This window comes from Kitasatospora sp. NPDC040550 (genome assembly GCF_055594965.1).
In genome coordinates this window covers 22,399-40,740 of record NZ_JBVIWC010000016.1, presented here as the reverse complement: position 1 = coordinate 40,740, position 18,342 = coordinate 22,399, and the positions used below count along the sequence as shown (strand labels likewise).

Below are 18,342 nucleotides of genomic sequence, written 5' to 3'. Positions count from 1 at the left end.
CGGCCGGGCGCCCGTTGTCGTGGTTGGCACCAAGTGCGCCGGGTGTGGGGAGAAGCTGACACTGGATCGCATGTTCGAGGAATCGCTCCGCTGGCAGGGTGGAATCCGCAGACAGCAGGCGGAGGGCGCCCGTTCGGGGTGGTCCTCCCTGGGAAACGCGGAGGCGTCCTTGAGGATCACGAAGCGTGCCGTTCGGGGTGGCACTGTGCTGGTCGGGGCCGTGGGGCTGGTGGTGCTGGGGTCGCAGGCGCAGGCCGTGGCGGCCGTCGGCGGGCCGACGCGGACGGTGCCGGCGAAGGCGGCGGTGGGTCTTCCGTGGCTGGCGCGAGGGGCGGAGCGGGTCAATGGCTGGCAGTGAGCGGGCGGGCGGTGGCCACGAGGTGTGGGTCGCCGCCGCCGGGGACCGGGCGGGGGCGGCCGCGACCGCCGTGATCCGGTTGGTGGGGATGCTGCCCGAGGGCTGGATCTGTGAGCAGCGGGTCGAGGGCGGGCGGATCGCGCTACGGGTCGTCCCCGCCGCGGGCGGGACGGCCGGGGCGGTGGAGCGTTGGCTGGCCGGGGCGCTCGCGGACCGGGCGTTGACCGGCTGGCGGGCCGTCCCGCCGGGGGCGTGACCCCGGCGGGACGGCGGTTGGACGGCGTTTGGACGGCGGTCGGGGCGGCGGAGGGGTCAGATCCAGCCGCGTTCGCGGGCGAGCAGGGCTGCCTGGGCGCGGCCGCCGGCGCCCAGCACCCGCAGGATCTCGGCGATGTGCCGGCGGTAGGTGCGGACGGAGATGCCCAGGTTGCGGGCCCCGATGTCGTCCTTGCCGGCCCGGCACATCTCGGCCAGGACGAGCTGTTCCACGGCGGAGAGCCGGTGTGCGGCGTCGGACTGCGCCGCCGGGTCGGGCAGGTCGGAGGCCTCGTTCCAGATCTTCTCGAACAGGGCCAGCGCGTTGGCGACCAGCCCGGGCTGCCGGGTGAGCAGTGCGCCGCGCGAGGTGTCGGTGGGATCGGCCGGAACCAGGACGGTCTCACGGTCGTAGACCAGGATCCGCTCGGACAGGTCGTCGAGGACCCTGATCTCGGCTCCCTGCGCCGCGAGTTCGTACAGGTAGCCGGCGGTCGGCGGGTGTGACAGGGCCTGACGGAGAATCATGCTGCGCATGCGGACGCCGCGTTGCAGGCATCGGGCGTCCAGCGGACGGGCGTGGGCGATGTTCTCCGGTGTCAGTTCGGTGTACGGCTCCGCGGAGAGGATCTCGTGGCGGGCGAAGAAGGCCAGGTCGTCGATACGGGTGCGGATCTCCTCCAGCGCCTCCAACTGCTCGACGTCCTGGGCCGGGTGTGACCACGGGCCCTGCTCGCGGCGCAGCTCGTCGATCAGCCGGCGGGACTGGGTGACCTGCTGCAGTTCCTCGTGAAGGGACAGCAGGCGGAGGCGGCTGAGCCGGTCGACCGCCAGGCCGGGATCCGACGCGGTGAGCGCGCCCGCGTCCGACTGGTGCAGCAGGCCGAGCTCGATGAGGCGGTCCAGGGCCGCGCGGACGGCGGCCGACGAGGTGTGCAGCAGCAGGTGGACGTTCTCGTCCGTGGTTTCCGGGTTCCGCAGGAAGTGGCGGTAGAGCCGTTCCTCGACCGGGTCGAGGCCAAGTGTGGACATGCCGGTGCCGGCCATGACGTTCCCCCTGGTGTGATGCTCGGCGTGCCGTCCGACGGCGGCCGCGTGGGCGGTCGCGCGGTGGTCGGACATTGGCGTTCGGTCGTCAAGGGGATGGTAATCCACTGGTGGGTGGACAGTAATGTGATGGAAAAGTGTAGACGTTTCCGACAGTGACCCGCGGTCGGGTCGCAGTGGACTGAAATGCCGATGAAGGAGGGCACATTGGGAGTGTTGACGGGGGCATCGGTGCACGGGGCGATGGACTTCTCCGTGCTCACCGACCGGGAACGGGAGGTGCTGAGACTGCTTTCCTCGGGAGAGACCAACCGCCGGCTGGCGCGGCACCTGGGAATCACCGAGCGGACGGTCCGGGCGCACACCGCGAGCATCGTGCGCAAACTGTGCCTGCGGTCGAGATTCGAGGCGGCGCTGGTGTCGGCGCTGAACGCCGAGGAGCTGGCGGACGAGGAGCCGGCGAAGGGGGCGGTGTCGGCGGTCGCCGCGGACTGAGCCCGGGGCGGCGGCGTTCTCGGGGGTGTACGGCACGGGGCCGGGCCCGTACGGAATTCGCTTCCGTACGGGCCCGGCCCCTTTGTCGTGCGCACGTGGCCCTGGGCGGGTCACGGGATGAGCGCGGCGACCGCTTCGACGAGGAGCATCCAGGTCGGGTGCCCGCCGGTGCCGAAGGCGGAGGCGAAGGCGTAGCCGACGGCGGCGTCGGCGGGGCGGGCCGGGACGTCCTCCCGCCACTCGGCGATGACGATCTGGTCGCCGTCGCTGGAGAAGTCGCCGAGGCGCTTGCCGTCGCGGGTGAGCCGGCTGCTGGGGATGGAGTCCGGGACCAGGACGTAGACGGCGCCGTCGTACGTGGTCTCGACCCGGTAGGACCCGCGGAGGAACTTGCCCTTGCCCGGGCGCAGCGGCACGGGCGTGCCGTCCACGGTCAGGGCGAGGTGGGCGGCGTCGCGGGTGCCGATGGCGATCTGCGGGTCCGGTTCGCAGTCCGGGTCGCGGGTCAGGACGACGGTGGGGATCCGCTCGCCGGACACCGTCAACCGGTCCTGGCCCTCGAGGCTGACAGTGATCGCGCCGAACAGGGTGTCCTCGGTGGTGAAGGGGGCGGGCGTCGGCTGGTCGGTCATCTGTTCTTCCTTCGGTGGGGTCGGAACTCCGGTCACGAGGCCGGGAGTTCGAGGGCCAGGTCGATCCTCGCACCTGCCCGGCGGAGTGCTCACCCGGTTCTGGAGTGCTCACCCGGTGGCGGGCGCCAGCCGGCTGCCCGCCAGCTCGCGGTAGAAGTCGCTGCGGTCGAGCAGCTCCTGGTGGGTGCCCTGGTCCAGGACGCGGCCACGGTCGAACAGGACGAGCCGGTCGGCCGAGGCGACGGTGGAGAGCCGGTGCGCGATCAGGAGCACCGTGCAGTCCCGCGCGGCCAGTTCGACGGTGGAGCGCAGTGCCTGTTCGCTGCGGCCGTCCAGATGGGCCGTCACCTCGTCCAGCAGCAGCACCTGCGGGCGGCGCAGCAGCGCGCGGGCGATGGCCAGCCGCTGCCGCTCGCCGCCGGACAGGGCCAGGCCGCGGGCGCCGATCGCGGTGTCCAGGCCGTCCGGGAGTCCGGCCACGAAGTCGGTGAGCAGCGTGCGGCGCAGCACGTCGGCGATCTCCTGCTCGGTGGCGTCGGGGGCGGCGTAGAGCAGGTTCTCGCGCAGGGTGCCGGCCAGCATCGGGCAGTCCTGTTCGACGTAGGCGATGCGGCGGCGCAGATCGGCCCGGGGCAGCGTGCCGACATCGGTGCCGTCCAGCCGGATGCTGCCGCCGTCCGGGTCGTAGAAGCGCTGGAGCAGGGAGAACAGGGTGGTCTTGCCGGAACCGGAGGAGCCGACCAGCGCGGTGATCCGGCCGGCCGGGGCGGTGAAGGCGACGCCGTCGAGCGCGGGGGCGCGGCCGGGGTAGGCGAAGGTCACGTCGGCGACGGTGACGTCGGGTGCGTGACCGGTCGGGTGGGCCAGGGCGGCGTCGACGTCGTCCTCGGCCTCCATCCGGTTCAGCTCCTCGATCCGGGCGAGAGCGCCCAGGCCCTGCTGGAGCGAGGAGAAGCCGCCGACCAGCGAGACGATCGGTCCGCCGAGGTTGAACAGGTAGAGCAGGAAGGTGACCAGCGCGGCCAGGTCGAGGCTGCCGGTCGCGGCGAGCACGCCGCCGAGGCCGATCACGGCGAGGAAGGAGGCCTGGACGACCAGGCCGGCCAGTACGGCGATCAGCGCCTGGTACCGGGCGCCGCTCAGTCCGGCCTGGTAGGCCCGCTCGGCGGCGGCCTCGGCCCGGGCGGTCTCGGTCGCCTCGCCGCCGTTCGCCTTGACGGTACGGGCGGCGCCGAGCGCGCGGTCGAGGGCGGCGCCGATCTCGCCGACCGACTCCTGGGCCCGGGTGGTGAGCGTGCGGATCTTGGGCATCACCACGCCCAGCGCGATGCCGACCGCCACCAGTACGGCGGCCGTGATGCCGAGCAGCGGCAGGCTCACCACGCCCATCAGGACGATGGTGGCGATCAGGTGGACCGATCCGTCGACCAGCTGGATCAGGCCTCCGGTCGCGGCGTGCTGGACCAGGGTGCTGTCGGAGGTGACGCGGGTGGTGAGGCTGCCGGGCTCGACGCGGTCGAGTTCGGCGGTGCGCAGGCGGATCAGCCGGGCTATCAGGCCCTTGCGGACCTGGAACACCACCCGCTCCGAGGTGCGCTCGCCCAGCCAGGCCTGCCCCCAGGTGAGGGCGACGGAGAGCACGAACAGCCCGCTCAGGAGCAGGATCTCGTCGCGCAGCCCGTCACCGGTGGTGAGCTTGACGAGGACGTCCTGGACGACCAGCGGCTGGGCCAGGCCGGCCGAGCTTCCGAGCAGGGTGAGCAGCAGCACCAGGGAGAGGACCCCGCGGTGCGGCCGTGCGTAGGCGAGCAGCGCACGCAGGGCGGGCCGCTCGGCCGGAGTCGGATCTACGTCAGGTGTGGTCACGCGATCATTTGTATCCCCTTCCACGCGCACGGGGACATGGTCACTTGCGGCAATGCCGCCGCCGGAATTGCCGAGGCGGTCATGACGGAAGCGGAATTGGCGGGAGCGGCGATACCGCAATTGCCAGTAGTGGCCGGGAAAACCGGCGGGTCAGGATGTGGTCGTCCCCAGGGACAACGGGCCGCCGGCCGATCCGGGAGAACCGGATATCGGCCGATCGGCCCGGTAACGGAAGTCCGTATTCCGGAAGTCCGCATTCCAACGGAGGAGATCCTCATGCAGAACACCACCGAGCTGGACCTGTTCGACGGCTACACCGCCTACACCTCGGCCGAGGAGCTGGGCCTGGCGGACGGCAACGAGACCGGTCCGGCGTTCACGCCCACCATCCCGTGGGCGATCCGCGCCACCATCATCAGCGCCAAGTCCTCGCAGCAGTGCGCCGCCGCGCTCGGCTCGCTCGCCGCGCGGACCGTCGAGAGCAAGTGCTGATCACGCAGTGAACCCTGATCGGGGCGGGACGGCGCCGTGGCCGGGCGCCGGCCCGCCCCGGTTCGTACGGCCGGGCGGGAAAGGCGGAGGAGAAACGGGAATGGATGATCAACTGGGCGTGCCGGACCCCGGGTTCCGGCGGGTTCTGCTGGCGGGTACCGGGGCGCTCGGCGTGGCATTCCTGCCGTTCTGGATCAACTGGTTCAGGAACGCCCTGCCGCAGGTGGAGCTGAGGGTGGTGCTCACCCGGTCCGCGTGCCGGTTCGTCTCGGTGCAGGCGGTGTCCGCGCTCAGCGGGCGCGAGGTGTTCGTCGACGAATGGGGCGGTGAAGCGAGCGGCGTCCGGCGGTTCGGTGGGGAAGCCGGCCCGGTGGCGCCGCACGTCGAACTCGCCCGCTGGCCTGACCTCGTACTGGTCCACCCGGCCACCCAGCACTTCGTCGGCCGGTACGCCCTCGGCCTCGCCGACACCCCGTTGCTGCTCGCCCTGCACGCCACCGACGCCCTGGTGGGGGTGGCCCCGGCGCTGCCGCCGGCCGCCGAACGCAACCCGATGGTCCAGGAGCACCTGCGCACGCTGCGCGCCCGGCCCGGGGTCGTGGTGGCGCCCACCGTCCCGGCGGCCAGCGCGGCCACCGGAGAGGTGGCGGACGGCGGCGCCGCGCCGCTCACCGACCTGCTCGCACGCTGCGCCGACCGGCGCGGGGCGGGGGCGGCGGCATGACGTCCGTACCCGCGGCGGCCGCGTTTCCCGCGGACCTGGACGGACTCGAACCGGTCGCCGAGTACGCCACCCGCCTGCAGAGCACCAGCGTGCTCCGGGCCGCGGACGGGTCGTACCGGTGGTGGCAGCGGCCCGGTCCCCGGCACCTGCCCGACCTCCGGCTGCCGGACGCCCCGGACGCCGCCCGGTTCGCCCTGCCCCGGCAGGCCGGCGACGGGCTGCTCTACGAGGCGCCGGGCCCCGCCTCCGCCGCCGCCTGGCTGCGCGACTTCCGCCCGGCGGCCCGGCTGCTGGTGGCCGGTTCGCTGGCCTCGGCGGCGCGCGGGCTGCGGGCCCTGCACCGGTCCGGACCGCCCGCGCCGGAGCGCTCCGGGCCCGTGCCCGGGCTGCTGCGGCTGCGCGCATGGGCCGACTCGGACGACGAATCGCGGCGCCGGGCAGGGAGGTCGTGGGGCCGGGGCCGCACCGACCGGCTGCTCGGCTGGGCGGAGCAGGCGGCCGGGGCCGGTGGCCCGGCGGGGCCCGTCCACGGCTGGGCGTCCCTGGGCTCCCTGGTGCCACCGCTGCACTCCGGACGGACCGCCCTGCTCACCGGCCCGGACCTCGGCACCGCCCGCCCGGAGCTGGACCTCGGCTGGATCCTCGGCGAACTGGCCGAACTCGGCTGGCGGCTACCGTCGTTGGGCGCCGCACCGGCCCCGTACGGCCCCGCCGCCCTGGGCCGGGTGTTCCTCGACGCGTACGGCCCCGGGCCCGACCCGGTGCTCACCGGTCGCTGCGCCGTGGTGCGGATCGCCGTCCACGTGCAGGACTTCGCCCGCCACCAGGGCTGGCACGACGAACTCCTCGACTACCTCGCCTTCATCGCCGACCTGATCGACCAGGAAGGGCGGCCCGCGCTGCCCCCGAGCCCCGGAGACCACCACCATGACCCCGCCTGACCCGGCCGGAGGAGCGGCCCTGCTGCGCTACCGGCCGACGGACCCGGCGGCCGCCCCGGCCGTGCAGGAACTCCTCGACGAACTGGGGCTCGGCCGCCTGGAGCCGGAGGACCTGGCCGGTTACGGCGGCCGCAACGACAACTGGGCCGGCCGCACCAGCACCGGGGCGCGGGTCTTCCTCAAGACGGTGGCCCGCGCGCCGGACGGCACCAGCGGCGAACTCGACCGCGCGCTGTCCTTCGAGACGCTCGCCCTCCGCCTCCCGCCCGGCTCCGACCTGCGCGTCCCCGAGCACCTCGGCAGCCACCGTCCGGGCGCGGTGAGCGCCTACCGGCTGCTGCCCGGCGCCCGCTCCGGCGCCGAAGCCGCCCTGGACGGCGACTTCGACGAGGACCTCTGCCGCACGGCGGGCCGGGCCGTCGCCACCCTGCACGGGCTCGACCCGCGCGGCGCCGGCCTGGACGAGGGCGAGCCGCCGCTGCCGCCGCTCGACTGGCTGGAGGCGTTCCCGTGGAGCGCCCTGCGGGACCGCAGCATGGGGCAGATCGCCGCATGGAAGCTCGTCCAGGACGACCCGGAGGTGGTCGCGGCCCTGCACGGGCTGCGCGAGCGGGAACGCGCCGCACCCCGCACCCCGACCCACTGCGACCTGCGGTTCGACCAGTTCGTGCTGGCCGAAGGGCAGTTGTACCTGTGCGACTGGGAGGAGTTCCGGCTCGCCGACCCGGCCCGGGACGTGGGCGCGTTCGTCGGGGAGTGGCTCTTCCACGCCACCTGCGCCGTCTTCGCCCCCACCGGTGGCGGGGAGGGGTCGCAGGAGCCGGCCGGGTTCGACCTCAGCCACCAGGAGGTGCTGCGGCGCGGCGGTGAGGGCCTGCGCCGCCACCTGCCGCGCGTCGAGGCGTTCTGGCAGGGCTACCTGGAGCGCCGCACCCCCGACCCCGGGTTCGCCGAGCGGGCCGTCGGCTTCGCCGGCTGGCACCTCTTCGACCGGCTGATCGCCACCGCCCAGGCCCACGCCACCCTCAGCCCGGTGGCCCGCGCGGCCGCCGGCATCGGCCGCACCCTGCTCACCCGCCCGACCGGGGCCGTCACCACGCTGAGGCTCCACCCCCCGACCGGGAGCACCCGATGACCACCCCGACCGGCCCACGACTGCTCGCCCCCGCGGCGCTCGCCCCCGCGCCGCTCGCCCCCCGCCTGGCCGAGGCGCTGAACCGCGTCACCGTCCGGGCGGACGGCCGGCAGGCCGTGGTCGCGGGCCGCGAACTCACCGCCGAGAGCCCGCGCGACCTGCGCGGCCGCCTCACCAACGCGCTCTACCGGGAGCTCCACGCGGGCAACGCCCGCACGCCGGACGCGTCCGGGGCGGCGCCGCGCCGCGACACCCGCGACCCCGCCCTGGAGCAGCGGTACGCGGACGGCGTCCCGCACCGGTGGGCCCCCACCGAGGGCCGGCTGGTCGAGATCCGGCCCGATGGCGGGCACCTGGTCGTGCGGCTGCCCGAGATCACCGCCCGCATCCCCGTCGACCGGCTCCTCGGCCCGTCCGACCCCGGCCCCGGCGACCTGGTGCGCCTCGCCGTCGAGGCGGCCCGGCCCGCCCTGTCCCCGGGCTTCTTCTACGTCATGGGCTCGCGGCCGCTGCCCCGCCCGTCCGGCCCCGTCCGCCGCCTCTTCCTGCACCTCACCGGCCCGGACGCGGCGGCCGCGCACTGGGCCGCCGTGCTCGGCGCCCTGGAGGCGGCCGGCGCCGGCTACCACGCCAAGGTGCTCTCCGACCCGGAGGACTTCCCGCGCCGCGACGCGCTGGTGGTCTACCTGCACGGCGACGACGGGGCGGCCGAACGGGCCGTCACCCGCGCCGTACGGGACCTGCCCGGGCGCGGCGCCGAGGTCTCGCTGTTCACCGACGAACTGGCCCCCGGCCTCGCCGCCGCCTGGGACCCGGCCGACCCCCGCCCAGGCCGGCGCGACCTCAGCTTCGGCCAGCACCGCTGCCTCGCCCTCGCCACCGCCCTGATCGACCACGCCTCGGAGACCGGCACCGGAAGCCTCCCCGAGCAGGTCGCCCGCGCCTTCCGTCAGGCGGGCATCGACCCGCTGCGCCCCGCCCACAACACCACCGCCGACCCGGAGGAGAACTGAGATGACCGACACCGCGGCACACCCGGCCGTCGAGGCCGCGCCCGGGCAGGCCGGGGGGTTCGGCACCGCGCTGAACACCGCCTACAGCGAGGCCCTCGCCGGGGTGTACGACGAGGTCTACCCCAGCACCCCCGACCTGGACGACATCGGGACCTTCCTGCTCACCCTCGCCCGCCCGGGCGCCAGCGTCCTCGAACTCGGCGTCGGCACGGGCCGGGTGGCGCTGCGCCTGGCCGACCAGGGTTTCGACGTGCACGGCGTCGAGACCTCCCCGGCGATGCTCGCCCGGCTGGCCGAGAAGGACCCGGAGGGCAGGGTCACCCCGTACCTCGGCGACCTCGTCGGCCTCGATCTCGGCCGCACCTTCGACGTCGTGCTCGCGCCGTTCAACGTGCTGTGCTGCGCCACCGCCGTCGACGAGCAGATCGCCCTGATGCACGCGCTGGCCCGGCACACCGCCCCGGGCGGCCACGTCGTGACCGAGACCTTCGACCCGAGCGACCACCACGTGCAGAGGGGCAACGCCGTCACCACCTACCCGGTCGGCGAGCGGAGTGCGATGATCGAGTCGATCTCCGTGCTGCCCGCCTCGCAGAACATGCTGGTGCAGAACACCCTCTTCCTCGATGGCGCGGCGCCCAACTGCGCCACCACCGTGCTGCGTTACCTCTGGCCCTCCGAGCTGGACCTGCTGGGCGGCATCGCCCGACTGGAGCTGACTGCCCGTCACTCCGGTTGGCGTGAGCAGCCGTTCGACGGCGGCGACGGCCGGAAGATGTGCGTGTCGGTCTTCCGGCCGCTGACATGAGCCCCCTGCTCCACCGCCCCCTGCTGAACCGCCCCCTGCTGAACCGCCCCCTGCTGAACCGGGAGCAACTGGACAACGGGCTGCGGGTGTCGGTCGAGCCGAGGCCCGGGCACGGGCGCGGGCTCGTCGCGGTGGCCCTGACGGTGGCCGCGGGCAGCGACGAGGACCCGGCCGGGCGGCACGGGACGGCGCACCTGGTCGAGCACCTGATGTTCCCCCGGGGCGGGGGAGCGGACGGTGGCGACGCGCACGCCGCCCGGGTCGCGGGTGCGGGCGGCGTCTGCAACGCGGAGACCCACCGCGACCGCACCGTGTTCCACACCGTGGCGCCGGCCGGGATGCTGGACGAGCTGCTGGGCTGGGAGGCCCGTCGGCTGGAGGAGTTCGCGCCCGAGGAGGCGGTGCTGCGCACCGAGACCGAGGTCATCGCCGAGGAGATCCGGGGCGGCGCGGCATCCGGGCGGCTCTGGCAGACCGTCCTCGGCGCGCTGCGGCCCGGCAGCCGGGACAGCTACGGCACGGCGGGAGAGCTGGCCGGGACCACCCCCGCGGCGGCGGCGGCGTTCGTGCGGCGGCACTACCGGCCCGGCGCGATGGCGCTGTCGGTGGTCGGGGAGGTGGAGCCGCAGCGGGCGCTGGAGCGGATCCGGGAGGCCTTCGGCGGCCTCCCGCCGGGCCCGGGCGCCACGATGGACGGGGGCCTGCCGGCCCGGGCGCCGGAGGCCGTCACCGCTGCGCTGCCCTGGGCCGCCGAGACCGTCACCGCTGCGCTGCCCTGGGCCGCCGACGCCGTCGCCGTGGGGCACCTGCTGCCCGCCCCCGCCCGGGACCTGCCGGGCCACCTCGCCCAGGTGGTGCTCGCCGAACTGGTCGGCCGGGGCCGTCTGCCCGCCCTCGTCCGCCGCGATCCCCGGCTCACCACCGCCCGGGTCACCTGCGGCCTGTACGGGCAGTGGCTCGGCGCGAACGCCCCCGAACCGGTGCTCGCCGTCCTCGGCCGCGCCCCCGGCGTCCGCGCCGAGGAGGCCGCCGGGGCCTGGACGGACGTGCTGCGCGACCTCGCCCGCCGCCCGCCCGAGGCGGCCGAACTGCGCCGCGCTGTCAACGCGTTGCTGCTCGCCTGGCACCGGGGCGAGGACTCGCTGACCGCCCGTGCCGTCACCCACGGGCACCACGACCTGTTCCTGCCCGGCAGCGGCGGACCGGCCGCGCTCCCCGACGCGCTCCGGCGGACCACCCCGGACGGCGTCGCCGCAGCCGCCCGGGCGCTGCTCGCCGGGCCCCGTTCCCTGACCGTCCTGGGCGGATGAGAGACCATGACCCCGCACCACGCACCCGCTCACACGCCCGTTCACACGCCCGCCCGCGCACCTGCCACGGGCCGCGCCGGCCTGGACACCGTTCTGCCCAGCGGGCTCCGCCTGGTGGCGCTGCACACCCCGGACGCGCCCCTGGCCGAACTGCGCCTGGTGATCCCCTTCGCCCGGACCGAGCCCGCGCTCGCCGCCTCCCAGCGGGCGCTCGCGGCCTGCCTGGGCACCGGTGCGCGCACCGCCGCCGGACGGATCCTCACCCGGCAGGACATCGCCGACCGCGCTGCCGACCTGGGTGCCGAGCTGAGCACCGTGGTGACGGCCGAGTCCCTGGTCGTCGGCATGGGCGTGCTCGCCGCCGGGCTGCCCGGGGCCCTGGACCTGCTCGCCGACCTGCTGCTGCGGCCGCATCACACCGACCGCGAGATCGACCTCGCCCACGCCCGGCACCCCGGCGCGGGCGCCCGGCCGGCGGGCCGGGCCCGGCTGCGCGCCACCCTGCTCGCCCGCGCCTTCGGTGACCATCCGCTGCTGGGTCCCGGCCTCGCGACGGCGCCCGCCGGGCCGGTACCGCGGGCCGCCGAGCTGCACGCCCTGCACCGGCGGGCGGTGGTGCCCGCCGGGTCGGTGCTGCTGATCACCGGCGAGGTCGACCCGGCGGCGGTCGTCGACCGGGCCGAGGAGGCCCTCGGGGCGTGGCGCGGCGGGCCGTCCGGCCTGTTCCTGCCGCCGTTCGCCCGCGACACGCCCGCCCCGGGCCGTACGGCCCTCGCCGCCGCTTCGGGAGACGGGCCCGCCCAGGCCTCGTTGCTCACCGCCGGACCGGCCGAACGCGGCCACGCCCCGCTCCACCTCGCGCAGTTGGTGCTGGGCGGGCACGCGTCGAGCCGGCTCGCCGAGCGGCTGCGCGACCGGCACGGGCTGGCGTACGCCGTCTCCGCCACCCTCCGCGAGAACCGGGCCGGCTGCTGGCTGGAGACCGAGGCCGCCGGGGCCCCCGGCACGGCCTCCCTCCTCGCCGAGGAGACCGTCGGCTGCCTGCGCGAACTCGCGGAGCACGGCCCCACCGCCGCCGAGACCGAACGGGCCCGCCGCTACGCCCTCGGCTTCACCCGGTTCGCCCTCGCCACCCGCGCCGAAGAGGCCACCGCCCTGTCCGGCTTCCTCGCCGCCGGGCTGCCCCTGGACTGGCTCGACCGTTACCGTGACGACCTGGAGGCAGTGACGCACCGTCAAGTCATTGACGCGGCCTCGACGTTCCTGGATCCGGACCGGATGGCGGTCGCCACCCTCGACCCCGGCGCACCCGCCCATCACGACGAGACGGAGCCCGCAGCATGACCCCCGACCCGGCCGCCCCCGCCGTCCTCTACCCCCTCCAGCCGGACCACCCCGAGCTGGTCGCCCCGTTCGCCGCCGCCGCACGGCGCAGCGGCGCCCGCCGGCTCTGGCTCTGCCAGTCCTTCCGCGCCGAACCGCACCAGACCCTCGCCTACCTCGCCGGCCGGGGCGACGCCGTCCCGGTCGGCACCGCCGTCACCCTGCTGCCGCTGCGCCACCCGTACGAGGCCGCCGTGCAGGCCCGTTCCCTCGCGCTGCTCACCGACGCACCCGTCGTCGCCGGATTCGGCATCGGCAGCCCCGGCTTCGTCGCCGGGCTCACCGGGCAGCCGTACGCCAGCCCGCGCCGCGCCGTCCGTGACTACCTCGCCTCCGTCCGCGCCCTCCTCGACGGCGGGACCGTCGCCCAGGACGGCCCGTACCACCGGCTGAACGGCTCCCTCCCCCGGCTGCCGTACGCCCGGGTGGAGGTGGGTGCGGGCGTGCTCCGCCCCGGCATGGCCCGGACGGCCGGTGAGGTCGCCGACGTGGCGATCACCTGGATGACCCCGCCCGGCTACCTCGCCGCCACCCTCGCTCCCGCCCTGGCAGAGGGAGCGCGGGAACGCCCGGCCCCGCCGCGCATCGCCACCGCCGTGCACGTGATCCCCACCGCGCCGGGCCGCGACCCCCGCGCGCTCGCCCTCGCGGCCACCCGCGAGCACCTGGCCGCCCCGCACTACGCCGACATGTTGCGCCGGGCCGGCGTCCCCGTGGACCCGCACGACCCGGAGGCGACCGCGCGGGCCCTGCTCGACTCGGGGGTCGTCCTGACCGGGACCCCGGAGGAGATCGCCGAGGGGCTGGGGGAGTACCGCCGTGCCGGGGTGGACGAAGTGGTGCTCAACCCGGCCGCCGTCCTGCTCACCGAGGGCGTTCACGCCGCCGCCGAGGAGATCGAGCGGATCATCGCCGCCTGCCGCGCCGCCCGCCCGCAGCAAGCTGCCGACCGGGGACAGCATGCTGCCCCCGTATCGGTGCCCGTCGCGTCCGCCCGGCTGCTTGGCTGAGAGCGGGCGCAGGATGCGACGCGCGCACCGTACGTGAACCACTCTCAGGGAGAGGCCACTTGACCGGCAACGACCACGCCGTCGCCTTCGCGGGCGTCAGCAAGCACTTCGGCGCCCACCAGGCGCTGGAGGACGTCAGCTTCACCCTCCGCCCCGGCCGGGTCACCGGCCTGCTCGGCCCCAACGGCGCGGGCAAGAGCACCCTGCTGCGCATCCTGCTCGGCCTCGCCCGGCCCGACCGGGGCACCGTCCGGGTGCTCGGCGCCGCCCCCGGCGCCCTGCCCGACGCCGCACACCGGATCGGCGTCGCCATGGACGCGGTCGGCTTCGCGCCGCGGCCGACGGTCCGCCGGCACCTGGAGGTCGCCGCCCGGGCGCTCGCCCTGCCCGCGGACCGCGTGGACCGGGCCCTGGAGCAGGTGGGCCTGGCCGGGCGGTCCGCCCGCACCCGCTACAAGTCCTGCTCCACCGGTATGCGCCAGCGCCTCGCGCTCGCCACCGCCCTGCTGCCCGATCCCGAACTCGTCATCCTGGACGAGCCGTTGAACGGCCTCGATCCCGAGGGCATCCGCTGGACGCGCCATCTCGTGGAGCACCTGGCCGCCGAGGGGCGCACCGTCCTGATCGCCAGCCACCTGCTCGCCGAGGTCCAGCAGAGCGTGGACGACGTCGTCGTGCTGCGCCGCTCCGTCCTCTTCCACGGCCCGCTAGCCGACCTCGTCCGGCGGGGCGGCGGCAGTCTCGAAGCCGCCTACTTCCAGCTGATCGACACCTGCGCGACCTCGGTCGGCAGCTCTTGGACGGAGGCGCCCCGTGCGTGACCAGTTCTCGGCCGAACTCCTCAAGGCCCGCTCCGGCGGGGCGCTGCCCGCCCTGCTGCTGACCGCGCTGGTGCTCGCCGCTCTGGGGCAACTCGGCGCCGTCTACGGGGAGTCGGGACTCGCCGACCCGGGCGTGGCGGCCGCGACGAGCCACCGCGTGCTGATCATGGCCGGTTCCTGTGCGCTGTTCGCCTCGCTCTTCGGCGCGCTGGTCGTCACCGGCGAGTTCCGCTCCGGGGCGATCGGCCGCACCGTCCTGCACGCGCCCGGGCGTTCCGTCGTGGTCGCCGCGAAACTCGGCGCGGCCACCGTCGCCGGTCTGCTGTTCGGACTGCTCGCGGTGGCCGAGGCCGCGACGGTCGGCGCTCTCGCGCTCGCGGCGCGGGGCAGCGGCCTGGCGCTCGACGCCCGCAGCTGGGGGATCGCGGGTGCCGCCGTGGCGGTCTGCGGCCTGGGCGGCCTCTGGGGCGCCGCGATCGGATGGGTGGTCCGCCACCAACTGGCCGCCGTGGTCGGCCTGCTGGTCTGGGGGACGGTCGGCCAGCTCCTGGTGCTCGGACAGCTCCCCGGGTTCGGCCGCTTCCTTCCCGAAGGGGCGCAGTACGCCCTGCTCGGGGACCGGCTGACCTTCCCGGAGGCGCTGTCCGTGCCGCTGGGCGGGCTGCTCCTCGCGCTCTGGTGCGTGCTGGTCGCGCTGGCCGGACGGACGCTGTTCCTGCGTCAGGACGTCTAGTACTTCGTCAGTTGACCTGCCGGAGGCCGACCCCAACAGGTCGTGGTCGCCGACGCGGGCCACGGCCGGTCGGCGGCCTTCCGCCATGCCCCGCGCGCCCGGAATCCGGACTACGTCGTGGCGGTGCGCGGGGCGGGGGGCGAGAGCACGCACCGCCAGGACGCCGAGCCCACGACGCCGAGCCCACGACGCCGAGCCCGTGGCGCCGAGCCCGTGGCGCCGAGCCCGTGGCGCCCGCCTACGGCGGCGCCGGACGCAGGACACCGCCCCGCTACCGCACGGACTCCGTCGCTCCGCACGAGCTCGCCGCGGCGGTCAGGACGGGCGTGGTCGGTGGGAGGCGCTAATCTGTCCGCCGCACCTTTATCTGATCATGCGTTAAACGGGGGTTCTTTCGTCATGTCTGCATCCAGGAGACTGCTCGTCGCCGCTCTGGTCGCCACCGCCGCGCTGGGCCTCACCGCCTGCGGCCCGGACGACCCGTCGACCCAGGGGGCCGGCGCCGCCGCCACGACCGCCGCGCCGGCCGCCGGTGGGGCGGCCTCGCCCACCGCGGCCCCGGCGACCGGGACGGGCAAGCCCGCCCCGACCGGCAAGCCCACCGACGGCGGCCCGGAGGGCTTCTGCACCCACGAGCCGCTGCCCGCCGGGCAGAAGTGGATCGAGCCGGTCAAGGGCACCAGCGCGACCGCCCTGGTCTACAAGGAGACCAAGGACGCCTGCGGCGTCAACGACGTCGCCCTCGAACCGACGGGCGCCGACAAGACCGCGACCTTCGCCCCCACCGCCAAGGGCCACCTCAAGTCGGTCGTGGCCGCCCCGAAGGACGTCGCCGTCGCCGACCTGGTGAAGCACATCAACGAGTGCATCGCCACCCCCGGCAACCAGAAGGGCTCGTACCCCTGCAACAGCGGCACCTACAAGGTCGCCCTCGACGCCTCCGGCAAGGTCGTCGAGATGTGGGAGCGCCCCAGCTCCTGAGGTGACGCCGGACGCGGCGCCGGGCCGCTCACTTCACGGTGAGCGGCCCGGCGCCGTGGGCGCACCCGGGCTTCGGGGCGGCCTTCCGGGCGACGGTGGTGTTGAGCCGGGTGCGGGCGGTCTCCTGCGTGCGGGCCCGGTCGGTCAGGTTGCCGTTCGCGTCGTAGGCCCACGGATTCATCCTCCGGTCGAACTCGGTTGCCCGGTCGGACACGTGGTTCGTCCCCCTTCGGCGTCCGCGCGGTGCGCGGCACGCCCGGTGGTGCCGCTGCTTGCCAGGAGTCCGACAGGATTGCAAGTGGCGTTCAAGGGTCGTCCTTTACCCAACCCTTAGGGGAGATCGGTCCCGGCGTCATACCGCAGCAGCAGACAGCCCCGCGAAGCCTCGTCATTCCAGCTCATGGCCGCTGCGGCGCGGGAGCGTTACGTTGAGGGCGTGTCCACTGCTGTCATCAAGACCGAGGGCCTCACCAAGAGCTTCCCCCGGGTCACCGCGCTCGACCAGCTGACCGTCGAGGTGCAGCCCGGGGTCGTCGGGCTGGTCGGGGCCAACGGGGCGGGCAAGTCCACCCTGATCAAGATCCTGCTCGGGCTCGCCCCGGCGACCTCCGGCCGCGGCGAGGTGCTCGGCCTGGACATCGCCACCCGGGGCTCGGAGATCCGCGAGCAGGTCGGCTACATGCCCGAGCACGACTGCCTGCCGCCGGACGTCTCGGCGACGGAGTTCGTGGTGCACATGGCGCGGATGGCAGGGCTGCCCGCGACCGCCGCGCGGGAGCGCACCGCGGACACGCTGCGGCACGTGGGCCTGTACGAGGAGCGGTACCGCCCGATGGGCGGCTACTCGACCGGCATGAAGCAGCGGGTGAAGCTGGCCCAGGCGCTGGTGCACGACCCGAAGCTGGTGCTGCTGGACGAGCCGACGAACGGTCTGGACCCGGCCGGCCGGGACGAGATGCTCGCCCTGATCCGCCGGGTGCACACCGACTTCGGCATCTCGGTGCTGGTCACCACCCACCTGCTCGGCGAGCTGGAGCGGACCTGCGACCACCTGGTGGTGATCGACGGCGGCAAGCTGCTGCGCTCCTCCTCCACGGCCTCCTTCACCGAGGCGACCGCCGTCCTCGCGGTGGAGGTCACCGACTTCCCGCAGGACACCGCCGCCGAGCCCGGCGCCACGGTCCGGGAGCGGCTCGCCGCCACCGGGCTGGAGGTCCGGGCCGAGGGCCCGCACCTGCTGCTGGTCCGGCTGGACGGCGAGTCCACCTACGACACCATCCGCGACACGGTCGCCGAACTCGGCCTCGGCCTGGTCCGGTTGGAGCAGCGCCGGCACCGGGTCGCGGAACTCTTCACCGACCACGACGAAGCCGACGCCCTGGCGCACCAGGCGCACCACGGCGACGACCAGAGCACCAGGGGAGGGACGGACGATGCCGCAGCCTCCTGACACCAGGCCCGCCGACACCGGTGTCATCCACGACATCGGCTACCGCGGCTACACCGGCCCGCGCCTCGGCCGCGCCTATGCCACCCGCTCGCTCTTCACCCAGAGCCTGCGCTCCGCCTACGGCCTGGGCCGCTCCGGCAAGTCCAAGGTGCTGCCGATGCTGCTGCTGGGCGTGGTCACCGTCCCGGCAATGATCTTCGTCGCGGGCGCGGTCTACCTCAAGCGGGACGAACTCCCGGTCGAGTACGCCGGCTACCTCTCCAGCCTCGGCCTGGTGGTGTCGATCTTCCTCGCCGCCCAGGCGCCGGTGCTGCTCTCCCGGGACCTCCGCCACCACACCGTCCCGCTGTACTTCTCCCGACCGATCACCCGCGCCGACTACGTCCGGGCCAAGTTCGGCGCCATGGCCTGCGCCCAGTTCCTGCTGATGGCAGCCCCGTTGCTGGTGCTGTACGCGGGCGCGCTGCTGGCCGGGATGGACTTCGGGCACAACACCGGCCAGTTCCTCTACGGCCTGGTGGCGGCCGTGCTCTACGCCCTGGTGCCGACCTCGGTGGCCCTGGTGATCGCCGCGAGCACCCCGCGCCGGGGCTTCGGGGTGGCCGCCATCATGGGCTACCTGGTGGTGAGTTCGACGCTCGCCGCGGTCGTGGTCGGCATCAGCAACCCCGGCCCGGGCGGCTCGGACGCGGCCCAGTGGACGTCGCTGATCTCGCCGAACGGCCTGGTGGAGGCGCTGGTCAACGAGGTGTTCGACCTCGGGGCCGGGATCGACCGCCGGCACGCCCCGGGGGCGCTCGGCACGCTGGTGTTCGCACTCGTCGCCGTCGCGATGGTGGCCGGCTCGTACCGCCTCCTGCTGCGCCGCTACGAGAAGGTCTGAGAGGG

The 18,342-nt window shown here is 74.9% G+C and carries 20 protein-coding genes and 2 pseudogenes; 18 read left to right on the top strand and 4 right to left on the bottom strand.

The features are described from left to right. The first annotated feature begins 70 nt into the window (after positions 1–70). On the top strand, positions 71–358 hold the full coding sequence (locus tag ACZ58X_RS23330) for a hypothetical protein (RefSeq protein WP_470335541.1): 288 nt from the start codon (positions 71–73) through the stop codon (positions 356–358). Next, positions 345–614, top strand: a complete 270-nt coding sequence (locus ACZ58X_RS23325; protein WP_470335540.1) for a hypothetical protein — start codon at positions 345–347, stop codon at positions 612–614. Before ACZ58X_RS23330 ends, ACZ58X_RS23325 begins: the two co-directional genes overlap by 14 nt. A gap of 56 nt (positions 615–670) precedes the next feature. On the opposite strand, the gene ACZ58X_RS23320 is transcribed toward ACZ58X_RS23325, so the two are convergent. After that, positions 671–1,660 carry a helix-turn-helix transcriptional regulator gene (locus ACZ58X_RS23320; RefSeq protein ID WP_470335665.1) on the bottom strand — a complete coding sequence of 330 codons (990 nt, stop codon included), beginning with the start codon at positions 1,658–1,660 and terminating at the stop codon, positions 671–673. A 213-nt stretch (positions 1,661–1,873) separates the two neighbouring features. Here ACZ58X_RS23320 and ACZ58X_RS23315 point away from each other — a divergent pair, with 213 nt between their 5' ends. Beyond that, positions 1,874–2,155, top strand: coding sequence for a helix-turn-helix domain-containing protein (locus tag ACZ58X_RS23315; protein WP_470335664.1), 282 nt, complete (start codon positions 1,874–1,876; stop codon positions 2,153–2,155). A gap of 110 nt (positions 2,156–2,265) precedes the next feature. Here the strand turns inward: ACZ58X_RS23315 and ACZ58X_RS23310 are convergent, their stop codons facing one another. Next, a complete protein-coding gene (locus ACZ58X_RS23310) occupies positions 2,266–2,787 on the bottom strand; it encodes a hypothetical protein (protein WP_470335539.1) in 522 nt (173 codons plus the stop codon). A gap of 108 nt (positions 2,788–2,895) precedes the next feature. Beyond that, a complete protein-coding gene (locus ACZ58X_RS23305) occupies positions 2,896–4,653 on the bottom strand; it encodes an ABC transporter ATP-binding protein (protein WP_470335538.1) in 1,758 nt (585 codons plus the stop codon). Between the two features lie 276 nt (positions 4,654–4,929). Between ACZ58X_RS23305 and lxmA the strand changes: the two genes are divergently transcribed. The 13 genes and pseudogenes from lxmA (at position 4,930) to ACZ58X_RS23240 (ending at position 16,004) form a co-directional block, all read left to right on the top strand. Next, positions 4,930–5,145, top strand: coding sequence for a lexapeptide family class V lantibiotic (gene lxmA, locus ACZ58X_RS23300; protein WP_470335537.1), 216 nt, complete (start codon positions 4,930–4,932; stop codon positions 5,143–5,145). A 100-nt stretch (positions 5,146–5,245) separates the two neighbouring features. Beyond that, positions 5,246–5,869 carry a peptide terminal cysteine decarboxylase LxmD gene (gene lxmD, locus ACZ58X_RS23295; RefSeq protein WP_470335536.1) on the top strand — a complete coding sequence of 208 codons (624 nt, stop codon included), beginning with the start codon at positions 5,246–5,248 and terminating at the stop codon, positions 5,867–5,869. Then, complete coding sequence (locus ACZ58X_RS23290) at positions 5,866–6,810, top strand: hypothetical protein (RefSeq protein ID WP_470335535.1); 945 nt, start codon at positions 5,866–5,868, stop codon at positions 6,808–6,810. The genes lxmD and ACZ58X_RS23290 overlap by 4 nt, the downstream gene beginning before the upstream one ends. Beyond that, complete coding sequence (gene lxmK / locus ACZ58X_RS23285) at positions 6,797–7,945, top strand: class V lanthionine synthetase subunit LxmK (protein WP_470335534.1); 1,149 nt, start codon at positions 6,797–6,799, stop codon at positions 7,943–7,945. Before ACZ58X_RS23290 ends, lxmK begins: the two co-directional genes overlap by 14 nt. Beyond that, positions 7,942–8,958, top strand: a complete 1,017-nt coding sequence (locus ACZ58X_RS23280) for a T3SS effector HopA1 family protein (RefSeq protein WP_470335533.1) — start codon at positions 7,942–7,944, stop codon at positions 8,956–8,958. The genes lxmK and ACZ58X_RS23280 overlap by 4 nt, the downstream gene beginning before the upstream one ends. 1 nt (position 8,959) lies before the next feature. Beyond that, positions 8,960–9,766, top strand: a complete 807-nt coding sequence (locus ACZ58X_RS23275) for a class I SAM-dependent methyltransferase (protein ID WP_470335532.1) — start codon at positions 8,960–8,962, stop codon at positions 9,764–9,766. Then, positions 9,763–11,076 carry a M16 family metallopeptidase gene (locus tag ACZ58X_RS23270; protein WP_470335531.1) on the top strand — a complete coding sequence of 438 codons (1,314 nt, stop codon included), beginning with the start codon at positions 9,763–9,765 and terminating at the stop codon, positions 11,074–11,076. The genes ACZ58X_RS23275 and ACZ58X_RS23270 overlap by 4 nt, the downstream gene beginning before the upstream one ends. 6 nt (positions 11,077–11,082) lie before the next feature. After that, the gene (locus tag ACZ58X_RS23265) at positions 11,083–12,420 is read left to right on the top strand and encodes a M16 family metallopeptidase (protein WP_470335530.1); all 1,338 of its coding nucleotides are present in this window, start codon (positions 11,083–11,085) and stop codon (positions 12,418–12,420) included. Beyond that, the gene (gene lxmJ / locus ACZ58X_RS23260) at positions 12,417–13,469 is read left to right on the top strand and encodes a F420-dependent peptide dehydroalanine reductase LxmJ (protein WP_470335529.1); all 1,053 of its coding nucleotides are present in this window, start codon (positions 12,417–12,419) and stop codon (positions 13,467–13,469) included. Before ACZ58X_RS23265 ends, lxmJ begins: the two co-directional genes overlap by 4 nt. 137 nt (positions 13,470–13,606) lie before the next feature. After that, positions 13,607–14,290 (top strand): annotated as a pseudogene (locus ACZ58X_RS23255) (ABC transporter ATP-binding protein); the annotation flags it as partial. Continuing rightward, positions 14,283–15,023, top strand: a complete 741-nt coding sequence (locus ACZ58X_RS23250; protein ID WP_470335528.1) for an ABC transporter permease — start codon at positions 14,283–14,285, stop codon at positions 15,021–15,023. The pseudogene ACZ58X_RS23255 and the gene ACZ58X_RS23250, both read left to right, overlap by 8 nt. 36 nt (positions 15,024–15,059) lie before the next feature. After that, a pseudogene (locus ACZ58X_RS23245) lies at positions 15,060–15,311 on the top strand (transposase); the annotation flags it as partial. Positions 15,312–15,422: 111 nt separating this feature from the next. Further along, positions 15,423–16,004, top strand: coding sequence for a hypothetical protein (locus ACZ58X_RS23240; protein ID WP_470335527.1), 582 nt, complete (start codon positions 15,423–15,425; stop codon positions 16,002–16,004). Positions 16,005–16,032: 28 nt separating this feature from the next. Here the strand turns inward: ACZ58X_RS23240 and ACZ58X_RS23235 are convergent, their stop codons facing one another. Beyond that, the gene (locus ACZ58X_RS23235; RefSeq protein WP_470335526.1) at positions 16,033–16,218 is read right to left on the bottom strand and encodes a hypothetical protein; all 186 of its coding nucleotides are present in this window, start codon (positions 16,216–16,218) and stop codon (positions 16,033–16,035) included. Between the two features lie 186 nt (positions 16,219–16,404). Here ACZ58X_RS23235 and ACZ58X_RS23230 point away from each other — a divergent pair, with 186 nt between their 5' ends. Both ACZ58X_RS23230 and ACZ58X_RS23225 read left to right on the top strand, forming a co-directional pair. After that, a complete protein-coding gene (locus tag ACZ58X_RS23230; protein ID WP_470335525.1) occupies positions 16,405–17,454 on the top strand; it encodes an ABC transporter ATP-binding protein in 1,050 nt (349 codons plus the stop codon). Beyond that, on the top strand, positions 17,438–18,337 hold the full coding sequence (locus ACZ58X_RS23225) for an ABC transporter permease (RefSeq protein WP_470335524.1): 900 nt from the start codon (positions 17,438–17,440) through the stop codon (positions 18,335–18,337). Before ACZ58X_RS23230 ends, ACZ58X_RS23225 begins: the two co-directional genes overlap by 17 nt. Positions 18,338–18,342: the final 5 nt, after the last annotated feature.

Excerpts from the sequence above, each read along its gene's own strand:
- ACZ58X_RS23330 (WP_470335541.1), top strand. The coding sequence starts at position 71 with ATGTTCGAGGAATCGCTCCGCTGGCAGGGTGGAATCCGCAGACAGCAG.
- ACZ58X_RS23325 (WP_470335540.1), top strand. The coding sequence starts at position 345 with ATGGCTGGCAGTGAGCGGGCGGGCGGTGGCCACGAGGTGTGGGTCGCC.
- ACZ58X_RS23320 (WP_470335665.1), bottom strand. The coding sequence starts at position 1,660 with ATGGCCGGCACCGGCATGTCCACACTTGGCCTCGACCCGGTCGAGGAA.
- ACZ58X_RS23310 (WP_470335539.1), bottom strand. The coding sequence starts at position 2,787 with ATGACCGACCAGCCGACGCCCGCCCCCTTCACCACCGAGGACACCCTG.
- lxmA (WP_470335537.1), top strand. The coding sequence starts at position 4,930 with ATGCAGAACACCACCGAGCTGGACCTGTTCGACGGCTACACCGCCTAC.
- lxmD (WP_470335536.1), top strand. The coding sequence starts at position 5,246 with ATGGATGATCAACTGGGCGTGCCGGACCCCGGGTTCCGGCGGGTTCTG.
- ACZ58X_RS23290 (WP_470335535.1), top strand. The coding sequence starts at position 5,866 with ATGACGTCCGTACCCGCGGCGGCCGCGTTTCCCGCGGACCTGGACGGA.
- lxmK (WP_470335534.1), top strand. The coding sequence starts at position 6,797 with ATGACCCCGCCTGACCCGGCCGGAGGAGCGGCCCTGCTGCGCTACCGG.
- ACZ58X_RS23280 (WP_470335533.1), top strand. The coding sequence starts at position 7,942 with ATGACCACCCCGACCGGCCCACGACTGCTCGCCCCCGCGGCGCTCGCC.
- ACZ58X_RS23275 (WP_470335532.1), top strand. The coding sequence starts at position 8,960 with ATGACCGACACCGCGGCACACCCGGCCGTCGAGGCCGCGCCCGGGCAG.
- ACZ58X_RS23270 (WP_470335531.1), top strand. The coding sequence starts at position 9,763 with ATGAGCCCCCTGCTCCACCGCCCCCTGCTGAACCGCCCCCTGCTGAAC.
- ACZ58X_RS23265 (WP_470335530.1), top strand. The coding sequence starts at position 11,083 with ATGACCCCGCACCACGCACCCGCTCACACGCCCGTTCACACGCCCGCC.
- lxmJ (WP_470335529.1), top strand. The coding sequence starts at position 12,417 with ATGACCCCCGACCCGGCCGCCCCCGCCGTCCTCTACCCCCTCCAGCCG.
- ACZ58X_RS23240 (WP_470335527.1), top strand. The coding sequence starts at position 15,423 with ATGTCTGCATCCAGGAGACTGCTCGTCGCCGCTCTGGTCGCCACCGCC.
- ACZ58X_RS23230 (WP_470335525.1), top strand. The coding sequence starts at position 16,405 with ATGGCCGCTGCGGCGCGGGAGCGTTACGTTGAGGGCGTGTCCACTGCT.
- ACZ58X_RS23225 (WP_470335524.1), top strand. The coding sequence starts at position 17,438 with ATGCCGCAGCCTCCTGACACCAGGCCCGCCGACACCGGTGTCATCCAC.